Here is a 16,001-nt window from a genome sequence, read left to right on the forward strand (position 1 = left end):
TGTTCTATAATAAGGTTAAGTGCAGAGGGAGGCGAGCAGCAAATGGGAGACATGAACGTGGAGCAATCATTTTTTGTCGACAAGCTGGAGCAAGCCAAGATCCATTTCGAGCGCGCGCTCGACTGCAAGCATACGGAGTTCGATGATTTGTACCCTTATATGATCGAGCATCCGCAGTTTTTCTGGTATAAGCGCTATGTGGCTTGGTCCGAGCTGCTCACGATCGTACAGCTGTGCGACGATCTTAAGATCACTTGGACGGAGCGGTTCACGGAGCGCCAGGCCGAATACGTGCGCAGTCGCGTGATGTCGAGCAAGGTGCTGGATTACTGGTACGAGACGAACGAATCGCGCGAGCACGTCGGTTAAGGCAGCTGCGTCGTATAATAGCGGAGGGCCCGGACGAGACGGCGGTCTTGTGCGGGCCCTCGTTGGTGTGTGACAATATATGATTACCGGGCGGGAGGACAACCATGGCAGTAAGCGACGAACAGTTGGATCAGTATCGGCTCGAGGGAATCAAGGTCCGTGTCGTTCGGGACACGCTTCCGATCAACGACGTCCGGGGCATCGTCGTCGCTTGGGACGACGATTTCCTGCTGATCAGACGTCCCAATCGGCGCGTCGTCAAGCTGCGGCGCAGCTATGCGATTGGTCCGGCCTCTGAGCCGAGACAAGCGCCGATCGTAGACGGGGAGCCGTTCGAGCTTGAAGATATCGGCGAGCCGGACGAAGCAAATAACTGAAAATTAGAACTTTGCGGTTGCGCTTGACTTCATTTCCTGCGCCGTGCTATTATGAATCTCGTGATTGCGGTGGATAGTACGCTTGGTTCGCATTGCGGACGAGCGCGGTCTGGTCGCCGGAGAGATCATATGCGGTCGTGGCGGAATTGGCAGACGCGCTGGATTCAGGTACTTGTGCGTGAGCCGCTTGTATTTCTCCAAAATGCCCGTGGTTACGCGGTTTTATCAGCTTTACACTCTTAAGTTCTCTCCTGTAGTTCTCTCTTTTATCTGAAACACAGGCTGAGGCGAAAATTTGCGGTCGTGGCGGAATTGGCAGACGCGCACGGTTCAGGTCCGTGTGGGCTAATCACCCGTGGAGGTTCGAGTCCTCTCGACCGCACCACCTTAAATTTCTAAGATCTTGAATTCGTCTCTTTTGACGGTGTTCAAGATCTTTTTTGCATGCCGGGAATTTGCAACGTGTTGCTAATGACCTGTGCCGACGACATCTTGGAACTGTAGTCCAGATGGGCATAAATGTTCGCTGTCGTCGAATAATGGCTATGCCCCAGCCATTCTTGAATTTCCTTCATCCCTACACCGTTTGCCAGCAGAAGGCTGGCGCAACTATGCCGAAGATCGTGAAACCGAATTCTGCGCAAGTCGTGTTTCTCCAGTACAATCGGGAAGTGTTGCGTAATATACCCCGGTTTGATTCGCTCCCCCAGCTTGTTCACATAGATGTAATCTGCGTATTCATCGGAATACGATTTTTTGTAGAGCAGCTTATTTCTCTGTTGTTCCTCCAGCAGTCGCAGAAGTAGTTCCTGAAATGCTGGAACGAGTGGGAGCGTTCGGTGACTGGATTTATTCTTTGCTCGGTCCTTGACGACCGTGATTAGTTTACCCTCATAAGATACGGGAATGACCGTATGCTGGATCGTTAGTGTCTGATTCTGAAAATTGATCGCCTGCCACTTGAGTCCGACGATTTCACCGCGCCTCAACCCGTAGAAAGCGGCCAGCAGAACGGCGAGCTCGATGGGATCGCCTTTTACTACTTCGAATAACTCATGGAGCTCCTGATCCCGATAGAAGCTCCCTGTGAAGTGGCTCTTTTTGGGCCGCTCGACTTTATCAGCCGGATTGGTTAAGATCATGTCCATTTTAAGCGCGTGTTGCAGCGCTTGACGGATATAAGCATGGAAGTGCTGGACGGTACTTGTAGAGAGCTTGAATTCCTTCAATACGTACTGGTAGAAGTCATGCAGATGCTTGGGTTGAATCTCCTGTAGTCGTAAGCCCTTTTCGCGGAAGTAAGGAACAATGCGACCATTAACACCAAAGGTGTATGCGGCATGAGTCGTGACTTCGACACGATGCTTCATCATTTCCAACCATTGCTCCATAAAGTCGGCGAAAAGAATACCGGCTGGACTATCCTCCGCTGGTGTTGTTTTTTCCTCAATGACGGTAGCTTCCTTATCAGCGAATTCTGAAGGAGTTTTAAAACTCTTCCGTGCGTCTTGAAGCATTGCTTCCGCTTTCTTCTTGTTTCCTTTGGTTGGCAGCCCTGTTGCAATCCACTTGGTTTTTCGCTTGCCCGCCTCATCCTTGTAATTCAGAACAATGTAATAATTGCCTTTCTTTTCTTGCAAGTGGCCTGCTACCATTTCATATCCCTCCAGGATAGCAGCCCCGGCAACCTACCATCGACGCTTTAATTATAACAGGCAATGAAAAGATATTTCAATGCTTTAAAGCGTCAAAGTGATTGCTGGGGGTAATGATTTCCCGTAAATAATTTATGATGCTAAGTTTCGGAATTCTGTAAAACCGACCGATGCGAAAATGAGCGATTCGCCCCGATTGGAGTAATTTTCGGCCCGTTTTGGTACTGATGCCTCCTAGCATCATACACATTTGCTCGACCGTCACGACATCGGGCATGGACTGAAAAAGGAGAAGATACGGATCAGATTCTAAAATGGATTGATTCTCCTCATGTGACATGGAGGTTCTCCTTGCTGGAGTAATTTGACTTACCCTCGAAAATGGAGTGAGTTATTTATGTCTTCATTAACCTTTTCATTATTGGGTAGAAATCGGGTAGTCAAGAGAAAAAAAGAAAAGACCTCGTTCGGAATGATCCAGCACCAGGTAGAGGTAGTAGAAGAGTCCCCTGGCTGGTCCGGGCAGCCACGTGATGTCCCACATCCACACCTGGTTCGCGCCAGTGGCGCTGTGGCTGGTGAGCGGGCTGGCGGTTCGCTTTTTGCTCCGTCCACGTTCGTGCTGCTGATTATGCTTGCGCATCACGCGGTAGAAGCTCGATTCGAAGGCGAAGTATGTGCCCTGATCGGATAAAGCCGGAACGATCTTGCTTGGCGGCAAACTCTGGAATCCCGCCTGATGCACGATGTCCAGGATCTGCTGCTCTTCCTCTGCACTGAGCTTGTGAGCTAGGCGCGGGACGCGTAGCAGCCGGAAGGCCATCTTCGCGTCAGCCGCTGCGGCGCCACCGTTGCAAGGTTCGCTGGGTAAGCCCAAGCGTCTGGCAGGCGAGTCGTTCCCGTGCGCCGGGCTTCCTGAATCAGTGTAACGGCTGACGTGCGCTCTGGGGCACTGATCATTCGTCCCCGGGCTCCCCCCAGATCGCCTGGGCTTTTTTCGAAGCACCAGCAAGGCGGCGGTTTCCGCCAGAGCAGCGTCTTTACGCTGCAGCTCCCGGCTAATGTCGGGCAACTGCTGCTCCTTCACACGCAACTCCTTTTGCAGCATACTCGCCTGCTCGGCAACGCCTTAGTTCGCCTGCAAACAGGCATCGCGCCATGCAGCCAACTGCTCGACATAAAGCCCTTTGCCGCGGCAATATTCCGACAGCTCGATCTCGCTTAAACCGGCGGTCTCCACCACGATGGCGAACTTCTCCTGCGTACTCCAACGTTCGTTCGATCTTTCGCTGCCATTCTTCACCCCGCCCTGCGCCAGGGCTGCCTTCTTCCACTTGTACAGCGTCGTTTCGGATATCCCGCTTTCTTTTGCAATGCGGCTTACCGATTCCGGGTTTGGCGGCATTAACCGCTCCACGATCCGCCGCTTCAATTCGCTGTCCATTTGGTTCATTGTCTCGACCTCTCTGTTTCTTACTGTTCATTCATTCGAGGGGTACGACAACTATTCTGACACAGGGGGCTGGGGCGGACATCGATTTTCATTACTGTCAGATCAGGATCAACAAAGGAAAAGCCAGCAAAGACGCAGATTCGATGAAAAAGAAGCAAGCAGCCTGTTTGTTTGAGTCCTCATGGAAAAAAAGTGATTCAACCGTTCCGGCCATGAAAGCAGAAAGTCGTTAGAAGTTTATTCAAAGTTGGCGATTACCGATGCTCAAAGTGAATATAACGTGGCTATTAATAATTTACCAATTTAATCCATTTGTTTGCGGTGGTGTAGTAATGCTGGGACTACCCCTTCTTATTCAACAACCTTTAGGTTAGCAATAAAAATTGCTTATCCGATGAGATGGAATAGGTAAAACGTGCTTTACATTAAGTTAAGTATGTGTTACTTTAGGTAAAGCAAGTTTTACTTCAGAAGAGGGTGGTTAGTTGGATAAAAATTCTACATTAAAAAATCGAATGCCGGTTCTAAGAGTGGAATGTCAATGGACGCAAAAAGATTTGGCTGAAAAGGTCGGAGTAAGCAGGCAAACCATTATTTCAATAGAGAAAGGAAAGTTTACTCCCTCGTTAATCTTAGGTTTTCAAATCGCCAAGGCCTTTGGAGTAGACATTAATGAAGTCTTTCAGTTGGAAACAGAGAAGGAGGGATGACCGTGGAATTATTAACAGATATAACGAACGGCGTTTCGTTAATAGCACTGTTTGGCGTGATCGTATTATCGGTTTTAGTTAAAAAGGAAGGGACAGACGAAAGAGCGCGATTTATGGGATTTAAATTATTCAGCTTTCTGTTCACCTTTCAATTGGCAGGTTTATCTCTGATTATCCTCGTCACGGGGTGGAACGACATCGGGTATACATGGCTTAGAATTTGCATCACGAGTTTATTCTCACTAACTATCCTAGTGGGGCTCGGATACTGGATCTATCTTGGCAAAAAGGTATAAAGCTTCTTCTCTACCACGGGCAATCCACTATTAGTTATTTAGGAGGCTGAATGGTGAACAAAACTCGAATACTTGCTGTTATCCTGCTATTGACGGCCTTTGCTCCCTCGGGAGCGATGGCAGCAGAACAAGGCGCCGCCCCATCCTATGAAGCTACGCGTAAAGCTGCGGCAGAGAAGGTCGACCTTCTCACCGGTCAATATGGTACAACAAGCGTTCAATACGCACTTATCGATCATGGTCAAATAGTCGTTTCCGGAGCGTCTGGCCGGAGCGATGAAGAGGGAAAAATACCGCTGACGAGAAATACGTTATACGGCATTGGATCAGCGAGCAAAATGTTCATCGCAGCCGCCGTAATGAAGTTAGCAGACGAAGGGAAATTGAATCTGGACACACCTGTCGTTCAATATATCCCTGATTTTACGATGCAAGATGATCGCTTCAAGAAAATTACGCCGCGCATGCTGCTGAACCATTCCTCGGGACTTTACGGTTCTTCGGTGGCCAACGCCTTTTTGTTTGAGGATAACGACAGTTATGCCCACGATACGCTGCTGAAACAGTTGGCTAAACAGAAACTGAAAGCTGATCCGGGCGCCTACTCGGTTTACAGCAACGACGGTTTTACGTTGGCAGAGATATTGGTGGAGAGGGTCAGCGGGATGGACTTCACTGCTTACATTCATCATTATTTTACGCAACCTCTTGGCATGTTCAATACAATGACGCCGAAGGACCGGATCGATTCTTCCAGAACGGCGGGTCTCTACTTTCCGGCTTATCAAGGCCAGTTGCCGAACGAAACGGTGAACATCATCGGAGCTGGCGGCATCTACTCGACTGCGGAAGATTTAGTTCGTTTCTCGCAAACTTTCACCGATCCTCAAGCAGGTATACTTTCGGATGAATCGGTTGCGGCCATGGAGCAAAGAGAATATGCCCACGGCATATGGCCTAAAGACGGGGATACTTCCATCAACTTTGGGCTTGGTTGGGATAGTGTGGATCTTTATCCCTTCGGAGATTATGGCATTCAGGCGTTGGCGAAGGGAGGCGACACCATTCTGTATCATGCCTCGCTCGTCGTGCTTCCGCAACAAGGCATGGCGGCGGCCGTTCTCTCGTCAGGCGGTTCTAGCACGACAAACGAACTGCTCGCCAACCAGATGCTGCTTAGCGCGCTGATCGAGAAAGGGGATATCTCCGAGATCATCCCCGAGAAATTGTTTTGTTCCCCCGTAAAGACGACGATGCCGCAGGCTATGTTGGACATGGCAGGGATTTATGGCGCAAGAAATCAATTGACGAAAGTAGATGTCAGCAACGAAGGTAAAATGTCCATTTCGTTGCTGGCCGCCCCGGAAGCTTCAGTCGCGGAATATGACTATTCATCGGATGGAACATTTATAAGCAAGGACCGAAAGACGAAGATCAGCTTCGTGAAAGAGGAGAATGGGCGCATCTATTTGTGGACTCGGGCATACGCCACGCTGCCGGGACTTGGCCAGACAGCCATGTCGCAGTACGCCGCAGAGAAGTTGGAGAACAATGAGATCCCGGAGTCAACGGAAGCCGTATGGAAAGAGCGGGCCGGACAAAAGTACTACCTGGTAAACGAGAAGTATACCTCGCTTGCCTATTTACTGCAGCCTACACTTCGTATTGAACTTTTCGATGAATTACCGGGATATGTAATGGACCAAAAGATAACTGGCCCGAATTCGTCGGACAGTGCTTTGCAAATTCCTGCAATGGCGGGCAGAGACTCTATATCTTATACCTTTTATCGGGAAGATGGTGTAGAGTATCTCGAAACTTCGGGCAACATTTTCGAAAGTGAAAGTATGGTGAAGCCGATCTATGCAGGTAATCAATCACAGGTGACGGTTCCTGCGAACGGTCTGGCCAAGTGGTACACGATTTCCGACAAAGCCGTCGGCAAATCCATGCAAGTGAAGATGCCTGACGACAGTTCTTACGCAGTCTACGATAACAAGGGGACCTGCGTTTATTTCAGCACGATCAGCGGAAATCGCCCTGTTCAATTGCCTGAAAACGGTACTCTTGTTTTTGCCGGAGAAGCGGGTACGAAGTTTGAAATTTCTTTAGAATAAGTTTAAGCGAAAGGCAAATACGTGGCGATAGTCGACAAATGTCCCGGGGAGGACAATGAATTGAAGTACTATTATTATTGGATCGGGCTATTTGTTTTAGCCGTCGATTTAATTACAAAGAAGATCATTGAGAGCACTCTAGTGGTAGGAGATACCATTCATGTCATCGGAGAGCGTTTCTTTAGCCTAACTTCTGTTCGCAATCGCGGGGCGGCTTTCAGTTCGTTACAGGAGCAGCGTGTTTTACTCCTGTCCATCACGCTGGTAGTAGTTGCCCTCATCGTTTGGTATTTGCATAAAAACCGCCATTCCGGCAAAGTGCTGCTCCAGATCGGACTCGGCATGGTATTAGGTGGAGCGCTTGGTAATTTTCTGGACCGTGCGCTGTATGGGGAGGTCACCGATTTCCTACAGTTCACGTTCGGCAGCTACGTCTTCCCGAGCTTCAATGTAGCTGACTCGGGCATATGCAGCGGCGTTGCGCTAATTGTAATTCATACGCTATTTTTTAATGAGGAAAGACAATGGAGACGCTCCGATGCTTAAGACAGCACAAATTTTTTCCTGAGTTTAAGATATAAAATGGTGTTGAAGGGAAGTTATGTCCGTCACATAGAATGCGGCAAGCATATATTCAAAGAGCAATCCCCCGCGGGCATCAGCCAGCGGGGGATAGGCATTTGTTCCGGCCGGACGTTGCCGTTCACGGGCGAAGGCTTCTGACATATTGCAGCGGCGATTTGCCGACTGCGGATTTGAAGTCTTTGCTGAAATGGGCTTGATCGGCATAGCCGAGCGCCAGCGCCAACTGCGCAATGTCCATTCCGTTTTCCAGCAATTCGCCGGCTTCGTGCATCCGGTACCGCTGAATGACCCACTTGGGGCTCACGCCGACATAATCGTGAAACAAGCGCTGCAAGGTCCGCTTCGGAACGCTGAAACGGTGGACGAGCTGCTCGACTTTGACCAAGCTGCGATCATGGATGACCGTATCGACGACGTCGTTTATCAATTCAACCGTTTCATCGCGCTCAGGCATATTTTGGCGCAGCAGCGATTCCACAAGCCCGATCCGCAATTTCTTATCCTCCATCCCGAACAGACGCCGTTCAAAGGCGCCGCTGTCGATCGCAAAGCAGTCCGATACAGGAATAATGCGGTCGGTTAGGGCGGATGCCGGCGCCTTATAATAGCAGCGGAATGCTCCCGGCCTGAACAGCACCCCTACGATCTGCCCTTCCTCTTGGAGAACGTGGGCCGATTTTTTGCTCTCGATTCCGCTGATGCGGGAATGGCCCCGCTCGAATACGAGGTTTATTCCCGGGTGCTGCAAAACCTCTTGAGCGCAAGGGTCCTGTCCCCGCAAATCCCACTCGACGAGCCAATAATGCTGCACGAAAAAGCAGAGATCGTCCGACGGAAGATGGCGTGTCAGCGAGAACTTCGTTTTTGCCGTATCATAATGCAGGATCCCCCTGTTCGGGTTGCGTCCCTTTGTCACAGCGGTTTCACCTCCTCGCGTATTGGCGCGTTTTTACAAGAATGAAGTGGCTTCCTGTGCTATTGTTTTTATGAGAGATGCGGCTGCAGACTTTCATTTTCATAAAAGGAGGCCATTTCGTTGAAACTGGAATATGTGTTTTATATCGGTGCTCATCCCGATGAAGTTTGGGACGTGCTGTTTCATCCGGAAAAATCGTTTCAAGCGTTTCTGGGCGGAGTTATCCGCTCTACCTGCCGCGTCGGCGACGATATCGAGTTCGTAGGTCCCGGAGCGGACGGCGCCGAGACGGTTCAAATTTACGGAAAAGTGCTGGCGTATGAACCGAGCCGGGTATTGAGCTATACGGACCATCCCGGCCCTTCTCATTACGCCGAGCATGCCGAAATGGAAAGCCGCGTCACGCTCACCCTGGAGCCTGTCGGTTCATGCACGAAGCTGCATCTCATCAACGACCGGTGGACGGAGAATAACCCGCTTTTCGGCAAAACCGAGCGTTATTGGTGGATGATTTTAAGCAATATCAAGTCGATCGCGGAAACCAGCAAGCCGCTCGACTTTGGCTTCGGTACGGCTTCTTAAATTGTAACAAACGATGAGGAAAAATCATATGACCTCACGCGTGCGTTCCATTTCTCGGATCTAAGACAAGAGATGACATGGTTATGATCTACAATCGGATAGAGTCATTTCTATGAGGGTACGCCGGAGGAAGTGGCTGCGGCCGAAGCTTCGTTCACCGGCAGGTTTCTGCTGGAGCATTATATGGCAACTTAGTTCGAATGCTTAAGGAACATCACCGATTTTATCGGCCGCATCCTCATTTCATATGCGATTAGGATGTGCCATCCATCACGGAAAAAGCTTGTTGACCAATTCGATCCAGAAAGTGGAAAAAAATTAGTATATGGTGGCACTTAATGGATCGCCACATCATCGCATGGGGGTCAACCCTCCCATTTCTCACAGAGTCATAGCTCCCAAATTCCTTAGTTCAACCTTTCCATGAGGTGGATGTCGGCGATGCTGCCCGACAGGGTCATAGCCCGCAGTAATAGTGTAATACCGACTAATCCGTGCTTCTGATGTCTAACAAAAACTCAAATCAATGAAAATTTTACTCAATGAATCCGAGGAAAGATTAAGCAGCGTTTGCGAACAGAGTTACATCCATGTGCGGAGTATCGCTCAACATTTTTTCTTCACTAATTTGGCATTGCTTCTTACCTACGGCAAATAGGACTCGAATTAATTTGTTGCAAATTGCTATTAGGGACTGCATCTTCTTCAATGGGTTATCTTTTCGCTCGGTGTAATGACCGGATATTGACTGTGCTTCGCCACATACGTAAATGAAATAACTGTGAGGAAAAAAATGAAGCGAACTGAATGGATTTTATGCTCTATTTGCAATAGCAAAAATCGTACAAAGATACGGAACGATACAATACTTGAAAATTTCCCCTTGTTCTGTCCGAAATGTAAACAAGAAACCTTAATAAGTGTGCGAGAATTAAATAGTTCAGTTATCAAGGAGCCAGACGCTAAGACGCAGAGCCGATAATTTGTGAGACATTCACAGTTATCGGCTCTTTCTCTATGATAGCTTCTCAAGTTATGCGATGGTTGACTTTTTCAACGATGAATTAAAAACCGTTGTTTGATGGCGAGGTATTGTTTTGGTTAATTGGTCAACACCGGTGTTGACATGTTGCAATCAAAGCTGCTGTTGATATTTTGAAGATTTACGAGGGGGTGGGGTTTGCAGTTTGCCTCTTAACGGCAGCGGCTTTGGGATTGGAGGCTTGTATGTTACCGTTTCTTGTTCGTGAGGGGCCGTTACCTTACTGTGACGCCTGGATGTAGCAAATTTTTTTTCTCTTACACAACTTCAAAAAATCAAGTGAATATTCGGCCAACCAGTGCGGCCATTTTTCATTCGACACCTTTTGGGGATTTTAAGATATTCCGTGAAAGCTACCTTGTCTTGCAGAGTCAAGCCATCGAATTTGCATCGAATTCTAATCTCTGTTCGACGTGTATGACTGTCTCGTGGCAGATGAAAATTCGCTTCTTCCACTCTAATAAAATCTTGATCACGAGTCCCCACTGCGAGACGAAGAGCATCAATAACAACTGTTTTTCCGGTGTCATCTCACCCATAAGCGCTGTCAATCCAGGATGAAGAGGGATAATAAATGATTGATCTCCCTCGCCATACATCCTGAAATTTTCAATTTTCAATTCAGAAAGATTCATTTCAACTCATCTCCATTCCCCTCGTAGCTAACAGGATTTCGCCGTATTCTAATATTCCATATTTTGACAGTGGAACACTAAACCCCTATAAATGGCTGCCGAAAACCTCCTTCCTCAAAATCTTTTTCTCAAACTACCCGATTTTGCCCGAAAAATGAAACGGCTTGTAGAGGGGGCGTTGTCCCTCCGCTCTGTTCCTTGAAAACCACATACAAGTTTGTCCGGTACATTCCCCATGCAGCCTCAGAGGAAAGCCAGTATGCAAACGCGCCATGACCATGTTACTTCTGTATGCCTTTTCAAGACGCAGGATAACATGAGAGCGATTCCGTGAAGCATAGCGAAATGGTGGTTCCATTTTCGGCGATGACCTGTACGGCGGGATTATGATACTTCCGTCCAGCCACAGCTCATCGCAATGGGGGCGGCCTGCAGCAATCCTGGAGGAGGTGCAATCTTGCACCTATGAGGACAGTTAGCCGCTGTCCGCCGGATAAATTTTTCTATATTTAAACCCGAATCTGCCACTCCGCGTTTCGAGAAAATTGAATAACTAATAATCATGATAGATGTTAACAATCGTTCTGTACATGCAAGAAACCTGTAGAGCAGTATTTGCCGTAGTAATATCGTTCAAGCTAAACCATTCTGTCAGGCATACTTGAAAGTAACGCTAAGGTCGAATATCCAAGAGTCCATCCTTGCGGGGTGTTCTCTTTTTATATAGATACTCTTGAAAAGCCGGTGCTCGGATTCCTCAGAGCGACCGGCTTTCTTTTATTGAAAGGAGACTTGAATACATGGCCAAAGTGATCGCTCTCGCCAACCAGAAAGGCGGCGTAGGCAAAACGACTACAGCGGTCAACCTGGGTATTGGTTTGGCGGCGGAAGGAAAAAAGGTACTGCTGCTGGACGCCGACGCGCAAGGAAATCTGACGGATTCGCTCGGCTTCCAAGAGCCGGACAATCTTCCGGTATCGCTGGCGACGATGCTGCAAAAGTGCATGGCGGAAGAAAGCTATGATCCGCAAGAAGGTATTTTGCAGCATCACGAAGGGATCGACCTGATGCCGGGAAATATCGAGTTGTCGGCCGTTGAAGTGGCGCTAGTCAATACGATGAGCAGAGAAACCATCCTGCGCACGTACATCGATTCTGTGACGGATAACTACGATTACATTCTGATCGACTGTATGCCGAGCATGGGCATGATGACGATTAATGCTTTGGCAGCGGCAGATAGCGTCATTATTCCCGTCCAGGCCCATTATTTGCCCGCAAAGGGGATGACGCAGTTATTGCAGACGGTTGCCCGCGTTCGCCGCCAGATCAACAAAAAGCTCGTGGTGGATGGCGTATTGCTCACGATGGTAGACAGTCGCACCAATTTTGCGAAAGATATTTCGTTCGTCCTGCGCCGGGACTATGGGGACAAGCTGCGGGTGTTTCAAACGGAAATCCCCCTTTCCATTCGCGCGGCGGAAACGAGCGCTCGCGGCAAGAGCATTTATGCGCATGATCCAAACGGGCAAGTCGCCAAGGCTTATGTGGCATTAACGAAGGAGGTGCAGGACATTGACGGCGAAAGAAGACCGGCGCGCCAGCATAAAGCTGACCACAGTCGATGATTTGTTTACAACAGAAGAAGCCCGGAATGCCCAGCAGAAGGAACAAATCAAGGAAATCCCGTTGTCGGACATTAGCGACTTTCTCGATCATCCCTTCAAGGTAAAGGCGGACGATGCAATGCTGGAAATGGCGGAAAGCGTGAAGCAATACGGGGTGCTGGTGCCTGTTCTGGTACGGCCCAAAACGGACGGCGGCTTTGAAATGGTTGCCGGGCATCGTCGGAAAAAGGCGAGCGAGTTGGCCGGTATGGAGTCGATCCCCTGCATTGTACGCGAACTGGACGACGATCAGGCGACCATTATTATGGTGGACAGTAATTTACAGCGGGAATATGTTTCACCTAGCGAAAAAGCGTTTGCATACAAAATGAAGCTGGAAGCCATGAAAAGGCAGGGGCAACGTACCGATATAACTTCCGCCCAACTTGGGCGGAAGTTGGGCGGAAAAGAATCAAGAGAGTTACTGGCTGTACAAGTCGGAGAAAGTAAAAATCAAATATCCCGCTATATCCGCTTAACCGAACTCGTTCCACAGATTCTCGAAATGGTAGACGACAAGCAAATTGCTTTTAGTCCTGCCGTTGAAATCTCTTACTTGGCCGAGAAAGAACAGCAAGCCCTGCTGGAAACGATGCAAGCCGAGGATTGTACGCCTTCGCTGGCGCAGGCACAACGCATGAAGAAGCTGAGTCAGGATGGTAAGTTGAACGGAGACGTTATCCTTGGCATTATGACGGAGGAAAAACCCAATCAGAAGGAAAAACTGACGATTCGCAAGGAACGAATTGACAAGTTTTTTCCGCAAGATTTCAGTGAGCAGCAAAAGGAAGACCTGCTCGTGCAACTATTGGAAAACTGGTATCGCCGGAAACAGCGAGAACGGGAACACGACCGTTAATACAGCCCTTTGTCTCTCAGACAGAGGGATTTTTTATGCCCATTTTACAGAAGGGAGCTTTAAAGATGGACTTTACCGAAGGAAAACGGCGGAAATATGAGCGGCTGATGAAGGAAAAGCCCGGCTTTACAAACAGCGAACCGTCTGAGGAGGAAGAACGGCCGCCTCGCAAGCAGGCACAAAGCGTTGGTACAGTGCCAAAGAAGCCTGAACGTAAACGAAGTCGGGGGGACTGACGATGGAGCAGGAGAAACGAATGGCCGGCGACTACGAGGTTTATCAGGCGTTGCCCGTTGGCCGGGTCGAGGTTATTTTGGGCATCGACGCGACGAATCCCGAGAAGCCCTATTTGGTCTGCTACTGCGACCAGAACAATTTGTTTGGCATCGACCAGTATTATGGCGCAGAAGGATATGCGGACTATCTGCAGGCGATGCAGGAATTTACCAAGCTGATGCAGTGGGAGATCGAGAAGCTCCAGACCGAGCGTTCGGCCCTTACGGAGCCAATGGCTCCGGTTCTATCTGCCCATTGCCTGCCCATCAAGGGCGAGGATGAACTGAGCGGCAGGTTGGTTGTGATTCGCCCGGAAAGGCTGAGACCGGAGTTTCGCACGGCGGATCATCAAGTGGTCTGGGTGACGGGCGGCTTCGGCGCATCAGGAAATTCACGCGGCCGTGCAGTTTTCGCGATGAGGCTCTATTCCGGCGATGAATGCCGCTATAACCGCGAAGACCTGTTGGGCTTCCTGAAACCGGAGCATACACCGACGTGGGCAGCCGAGAAGCTGGCGCTGCTTCAAGCAGAGAAGCAACAGAAGCCGCGGTCGCGAGACGAAGCCCGCTAAGGAAAGTCCCATCCCTTCCAATGAAGAAAGGAGTCGTTCTCGATGTCGTGGACTTCTCGCAACCGCAAGGCGTTGGTCATTGGGGCCATTGCGGTTAGTATGGCGCTGCTGATAGCGGCGGCGGTTTACATGCTGGTGCAGCATGTCGAGCAGAAGCAACAGCAGCAACATCTGCAAGAATACTATGAACAGCAACTTGAAACGTTGAAGCAGGAACAGGAAAGGAAGAGTCGGGAGGCGTGGGTAGCAAGCCGGACTGTTGCGGCTGGCGCTGTGCTGACAGCCGATGATCTCAAGGCGGTTCCGATGCCCGCCGAGCTTCTTCCGTCCGGTATTCTGACCAATCGGAAGGAGATTATCGGCAAGCATGCCAAGGTGGCGCTGGAGCCGGGAACGCCGCTGCTCGCTTCCTTTCTGTACGAGGGACAGCCGGTTCCAAAGGATGTGCGGCTCAAGGAATTTCAGGTGATTCAGCTTCCCTCCAATCTCAAGGCCGAGCAGTTCATCGACGTGCGAATTGGCTTCCCCACGGGTGAAGACTTTGTGCTGCTGTCCAAAAAGAAGGTGCGGCAGTTGTCGGGCAATGTGGTCTGGCTGGAAATGAACGAAAAGGACATTCTGCAAGCCTCCAGCGCCATCATTGATGCGTATCTGCAAGGCGCGCGGCTTTACGCGCTGCCTTACGTCGAGCCGGGCTTGCAGGAGGCGGCTGTCGTCAACTACCCTGCCAATCCGAAGGTTCTGGATTTAATGAAGATCGACCCCAATCTGCTCGAGACGGCCGAAACGGAATTGGCTCGCAATCTGCGCCAAACCTTGGACACCAATTTGAAGGCGGTCAGCGAATCGGACAAGCTGAGGGCGTCCAGCGGCAATGTCACGGTCCAGCAGCAACTGCAAAACGAGCGGGCGACCACCCGGCAAGGCAATGCCATGTTTGAGACGCAGACGCCATTAGGGGGCGGGAACTCGGAGACGACGGCACCCAACGACACCACTTCGGGGGCGGGACAGCCACCGGCTTCCGAGGAGGCACCGCAGCAACCGTCGGTTCCTTCGGTTCCGACAGGTTCCGTTACGCCCCCTCCGGCTTCAACGGGAAAGGAAGCAACCCCGGAAACAAATGCCCCATCGGGAGAAGACCGTTGGGAGGATATCTTAAATCAGTAAGGGAGACGGCTATGAAAAAAATCGTATTTCTCGGCTCGGCGGACAAAAGCCATGTGCTGCTGGCGCTCGGTCGTTTATGGACCAGCCTGGGCAAGAAGGTGCTGCTCGTGGATTCCACGATGGGCCAAGCCGTCCAGGGATATCTGCCGCCTGCGTTCACCGGCAGCGCCGTGCAGGAGTTTGAGGACATGGATGTGGCCTATGGCTATGTGACATCCATGCAACTGGAGCGTGCCCTGGAACAGGCGGGAACCGCAGGCGCTTATGATGTGCTGCTGCTCGACACCGACCATACGCAAATGGTAACGGGCCGCGATTTACCCGGCTATGACAAACGGATATGGTGCTGGGACGGCAAGCGGCTGTCGCTGCAAAAAAATGAGGAGCTGCTGCTGCGCTTGTGCTTGCACGAAGCGGAAGCGCCGCTCTCTTTTTATGAATGGCTGTCTCCGGCCTTGCCGGGCAGACTGCCCGCGTGGCAGGCGGAAACGCGGCTGCGCCATGTGGAGTGGCTGGAGCCTTCTTTTCACTTCCCGCTGGATGAACGTGATGCCACGGTTGATGTGCATAACCAGCATCAACACCGCCTTGACCTTCGCGGCGTGAGCGGAGCGTTTCGGCAGGGGCTGCTCTCGATGCTGCAACAGCTTGCCGAATGCGACGCCAAGGCCGCGCGGCGCGCTTGGGCGATAGCCCAAAAGCGATGGCGAGTCTGGTAGAA

General features: G+C 50.4%; 20 protein-coding genes, 1 tRNA gene and 1 pseudogene. 15 read left to right on the top strand and 7 right to left on the bottom strand.

The features are described 5' to 3' along the window. The first annotated feature begins 42 nt into the window (after nt 1-42). The 3 genes from VQ071_RS11735 to VQ071_RS11745 all read left to right on the top strand — a co-directional run bounded on the left by VQ071_RS11735 (nt 43) and on the right by VQ071_RS11745 (nt 1,131). Nucleotides 43-369 carry a hypothetical protein gene (locus VQ071_RS11735; protein ID WP_340514188.1) on the top strand — a complete coding sequence of 109 codons (327 nt, stop codon included), beginning with the start codon at nt 43-45 and terminating at the stop codon, nt 367-369. Nucleotides 370-473: 104 nt separating this feature from the next. Beyond that, nucleotides 474-746: a hypothetical protein gene (locus VQ071_RS11740; RefSeq protein WP_340514189.1), complete on the top strand. Its 273-nt coding sequence runs from the start codon at nt 474-476 to the stop codon at nt 744-746. A gap of 297 nt (nt 747-1,043) precedes the next feature. Next, nucleotides 1,044-1,131: transfer RNA gene (locus tag VQ071_RS11745), tRNA-Leu, on the top strand. Between the two features lie 43 nt (nt 1,132-1,174). Here VQ071_RS11745 and VQ071_RS11750 read toward each other — a convergent pair. The 4 genes from VQ071_RS11750 to VQ071_RS11765 all read right to left on the bottom strand — a co-directional run bounded on the left by VQ071_RS11750 (nt 1,175) and on the right by VQ071_RS11765 (nt 3,854). Then, complete coding sequence (locus tag VQ071_RS11750) at nt 1,175-2,401, bottom strand: tyrosine-type recombinase/integrase (protein ID WP_340514190.1); 1,227 nt, start codon at nt 2,399-2,401, stop codon at nt 1,175-1,177. 76 nt (nt 2,402-2,477) lie between these two features. Further along, nucleotides 2,478-2,741, bottom strand: a complete 264-nt coding sequence (locus VQ071_RS11755; RefSeq protein WP_340514191.1) for a helix-turn-helix domain-containing protein — start codon at nt 2,739-2,741, stop codon at nt 2,478-2,480. A 78-nt stretch (nt 2,742-2,819) separates the two neighbouring features. Further along, entirely contained in the window at nt 2,820-3,509 is a 690-nt protein-coding gene (locus VQ071_RS11760; protein ID WP_340514192.1) for a hypothetical protein, read from the bottom strand. A gap of 21 nt (nt 3,510-3,530) precedes the next feature. Further along, a complete protein-coding gene (locus VQ071_RS11765; RefSeq protein WP_340514193.1) occupies nt 3,531-3,854 on the bottom strand; it encodes a transposase in 324 nt (107 codons plus the stop codon). Nucleotides 3,855-4,369: 515 nt separating this feature from the next. Here VQ071_RS11765 and VQ071_RS11770 point away from each other — a divergent pair. Genes VQ071_RS11770 through lspA form a run of 4 tightly spaced genes read left to right on the top strand, consistent with a single transcriptional unit; the run spans nt 4,370 to nt 7,523 of the window. After that, on the top strand, nt 4,370-4,564 hold the full coding sequence (locus tag VQ071_RS11770) for a helix-turn-helix transcriptional regulator (RefSeq protein ID WP_445293287.1): 195 nt from the start codon (nt 4,370-4,372) through the stop codon (nt 4,562-4,564). Nucleotides 4,565-4,566: 2 nt separating this feature from the next. Then, on the top strand, nt 4,567-4,860 hold the full coding sequence (locus tag VQ071_RS11775; RefSeq protein ID WP_340514195.1) for a hypothetical protein: 294 nt from the start codon (nt 4,567-4,569) through the stop codon (nt 4,858-4,860). 50 nt (nt 4,861-4,910) lie between these two features. Continuing rightward, nucleotides 4,911-6,977: a serine hydrolase domain-containing protein gene (locus VQ071_RS11780; RefSeq protein WP_340514196.1), complete on the top strand. Its 2,067-nt coding sequence runs from the start codon at nt 4,911-4,913 to the stop codon at nt 6,975-6,977. A 60-nt stretch (nt 6,978-7,037) separates the two neighbouring features. Continuing rightward, nucleotides 7,038-7,523 (top strand): signal peptidase II, encoded by a 486-nt coding sequence (gene lspA / locus VQ071_RS11785; RefSeq protein WP_340514197.1) that lies wholly within the window; start codon nt 7,038-7,040, stop codon nt 7,521-7,523. 157 nt (nt 7,524-7,680) lie between these two features. Here the strand turns inward: lspA and VQ071_RS11790 are convergent, their stop codons facing one another. Continuing rightward, a complete protein-coding gene (locus VQ071_RS11790; protein ID WP_340514198.1) occupies nt 7,681-8,478 on the bottom strand; it encodes a helix-turn-helix domain-containing protein in 798 nt (265 codons plus the stop codon). A 120-nt stretch (nt 8,479-8,598) separates the two neighbouring features. Here VQ071_RS11790 and VQ071_RS11795 point away from each other — a divergent pair, with 120 nt between their 5' ends. Next, nucleotides 8,599-9,060 carry an SRPBCC domain-containing protein gene (locus VQ071_RS11795; RefSeq protein ID WP_340514199.1) on the top strand — a complete coding sequence of 154 codons (462 nt, stop codon included), beginning with the start codon at nt 8,599-8,601 and terminating at the stop codon, nt 9,058-9,060. A 559-nt stretch (nt 9,061-9,619) separates the two neighbouring features. On the opposite strand, the pseudogene VQ071_RS11800 reads toward VQ071_RS11795, so the two are convergent. Continuing rightward, nucleotides 9,620-9,790: pseudogene (locus VQ071_RS11800) on the bottom strand (IS110 family transposase); the annotation flags it as partial. A 63-nt stretch (nt 9,791-9,853) separates the two neighbouring features. On the opposite strand from VQ071_RS11800, the gene VQ071_RS11805 reads away from it, so the two are divergent. Continuing rightward, nucleotides 9,854-10,042, top strand: a complete 189-nt coding sequence (locus VQ071_RS11805; RefSeq protein WP_340514200.1) for a cysteine-rich KTR domain-containing protein — start codon at nt 9,854-9,856, stop codon at nt 10,040-10,042. A 431-nt stretch (nt 10,043-10,473) separates the two neighbouring features. Here the strand turns inward: VQ071_RS11805 and VQ071_RS11810 are convergent, their stop codons facing one another. Then, nucleotides 10,474-10,737, bottom strand: coding sequence for a hypothetical protein (locus tag VQ071_RS11810; RefSeq protein WP_340514201.1), 264 nt, complete (start codon nt 10,735-10,737; stop codon nt 10,474-10,476). A gap of 800 nt (nt 10,738-11,537) precedes the next feature. Here VQ071_RS11810 and VQ071_RS11815 point away from each other — a divergent pair. From VQ071_RS11815 to VQ071_RS11840, 6 genes are all read left to right on the top strand, one after another. Further along, complete coding sequence (locus tag VQ071_RS11815) at nt 11,538-12,365, top strand: ParA family protein (RefSeq protein ID WP_340514202.1); 828 nt, start codon at nt 11,538-11,540, stop codon at nt 12,363-12,365. Next, nucleotides 12,313-13,263, top strand: coding sequence for a ParB/RepB/Spo0J family partition protein (locus VQ071_RS11820; protein WP_340514203.1), 951 nt, complete (start codon nt 12,313-12,315; stop codon nt 13,261-13,263). Before VQ071_RS11815 ends, VQ071_RS11820 begins: the two co-directional genes overlap by 53 nt. Before the next feature lie 65 nt (nt 13,264-13,328). Beyond that, nucleotides 13,329-13,499, top strand: a complete 171-nt coding sequence (locus VQ071_RS11825; protein ID WP_176706263.1) for a hypothetical protein — start codon at nt 13,329-13,331, stop codon at nt 13,497-13,499. 2 nt (nt 13,500-13,501) lie between these two features. After that, entirely contained in the window at nt 13,502-14,110 is a 609-nt protein-coding gene (locus VQ071_RS11830; RefSeq protein WP_139603188.1) for a hypothetical protein, read from the top strand. Nucleotides 14,111-14,152: 42 nt separating this feature from the next. Beyond that, nucleotides 14,153-15,280, top strand: a complete 1,128-nt coding sequence (locus VQ071_RS11835) for an SAF domain-containing protein (RefSeq protein ID WP_340514204.1) — start codon at nt 14,153-14,155, stop codon at nt 15,278-15,280. Between the two features lie 11 nt (nt 15,281-15,291). Further along, nucleotides 15,292-15,999: a hypothetical protein gene (locus tag VQ071_RS11840; RefSeq protein WP_340514205.1), complete on the top strand. Its 708-nt coding sequence runs from the start codon at nt 15,292-15,294 to the stop codon at nt 15,997-15,999. Nucleotides 16,000-16,001: the final 2 nt, after the last annotated feature.

Source organism: Cohnella sp. 56 (genome assembly GCF_037963805.1).
Classification (GTDB): Bacteria; Bacillota; Bacilli; order Paenibacillales; family Paenibacillaceae; genus Cohnella.

What these genes read in the sequence shown, in the direction of transcription:
- VQ071_RS11770 (WP_445293287.1), top strand. Translation starts at nt 4,370, where the DNA reads ATGCCGGTTCTAAGAGTGGAATGTCAATGGACGCAAAAAGATTTGGCT.
- VQ071_RS11830 (WP_139603188.1), top strand. Translation starts at nt 13,502, where the DNA reads ATGGAGCAGGAGAAACGAATGGCCGGCGACTACGAGGTTTATCAGGCG.
- VQ071_RS11765 (WP_340514193.1), bottom strand. Translation starts at nt 3,854, where the DNA reads ATGAACCAAATGGACAGCGAATTGAAGCGGCGGATCGTGGAGCGGTTA.
- VQ071_RS11780 (WP_340514196.1), top strand. Translation starts at nt 4,911, where the DNA reads ATGGTGAACAAAACTCGAATACTTGCTGTTATCCTGCTATTGACGGCC.
- VQ071_RS11805 (WP_340514200.1), top strand. Translation starts at nt 9,854, where the DNA reads ATGAAGCGAACTGAATGGATTTTATGCTCTATTTGCAATAGCAAAAAT.
- VQ071_RS11735 (WP_340514188.1), top strand. Translation starts at nt 43, where the DNA reads ATGGGAGACATGAACGTGGAGCAATCATTTTTTGTCGACAAGCTGGAG.
- VQ071_RS11750 (WP_340514190.1), bottom strand. Translation starts at nt 2,401, where the DNA reads ATGGTAGCAGGCCACTTGCAAGAAAAGAAAGGCAATTATTACATTGTT.
- VQ071_RS11815 (WP_340514202.1), top strand. Translation starts at nt 11,538, where the DNA reads ATGGCCAAAGTGATCGCTCTCGCCAACCAGAAAGGCGGCGTAGGCAAA.
- VQ071_RS11740 (WP_340514189.1), top strand. Translation starts at nt 474, where the DNA reads ATGGCAGTAAGCGACGAACAGTTGGATCAGTATCGGCTCGAGGGAATC.
- VQ071_RS11760 (WP_340514192.1), bottom strand. Translation starts at nt 3,509, where the DNA reads ATGCTGCAAAAGGAGTTGCGTGTGAAGGAGCAGCAGTTGCCCGACATT.
- VQ071_RS11825 (WP_176706263.1), top strand. Translation starts at nt 13,329, where the DNA reads ATGGACTTTACCGAAGGAAAACGGCGGAAATATGAGCGGCTGATGAAG.
- VQ071_RS11755 (WP_340514191.1), bottom strand. Translation starts at nt 2,741, where the DNA reads ATGTCACATGAGGAGAATCAATCCATTTTAGAATCTGATCCGTATCTT.
- VQ071_RS11835 (WP_340514204.1), top strand. Translation starts at nt 14,153, where the DNA reads ATGTCGTGGACTTCTCGCAACCGCAAGGCGTTGGTCATTGGGGCCATT.
- VQ071_RS11810 (WP_340514201.1), bottom strand. Translation starts at nt 10,737, where the DNA reads ATGAATCTTTCTGAATTGAAAATTGAAAATTTCAGGATGTATGGCGAG.
- VQ071_RS11840 (WP_340514205.1), top strand. Translation starts at nt 15,292, where the DNA reads ATGAAAAAAATCGTATTTCTCGGCTCGGCGGACAAAAGCCATGTGCTG.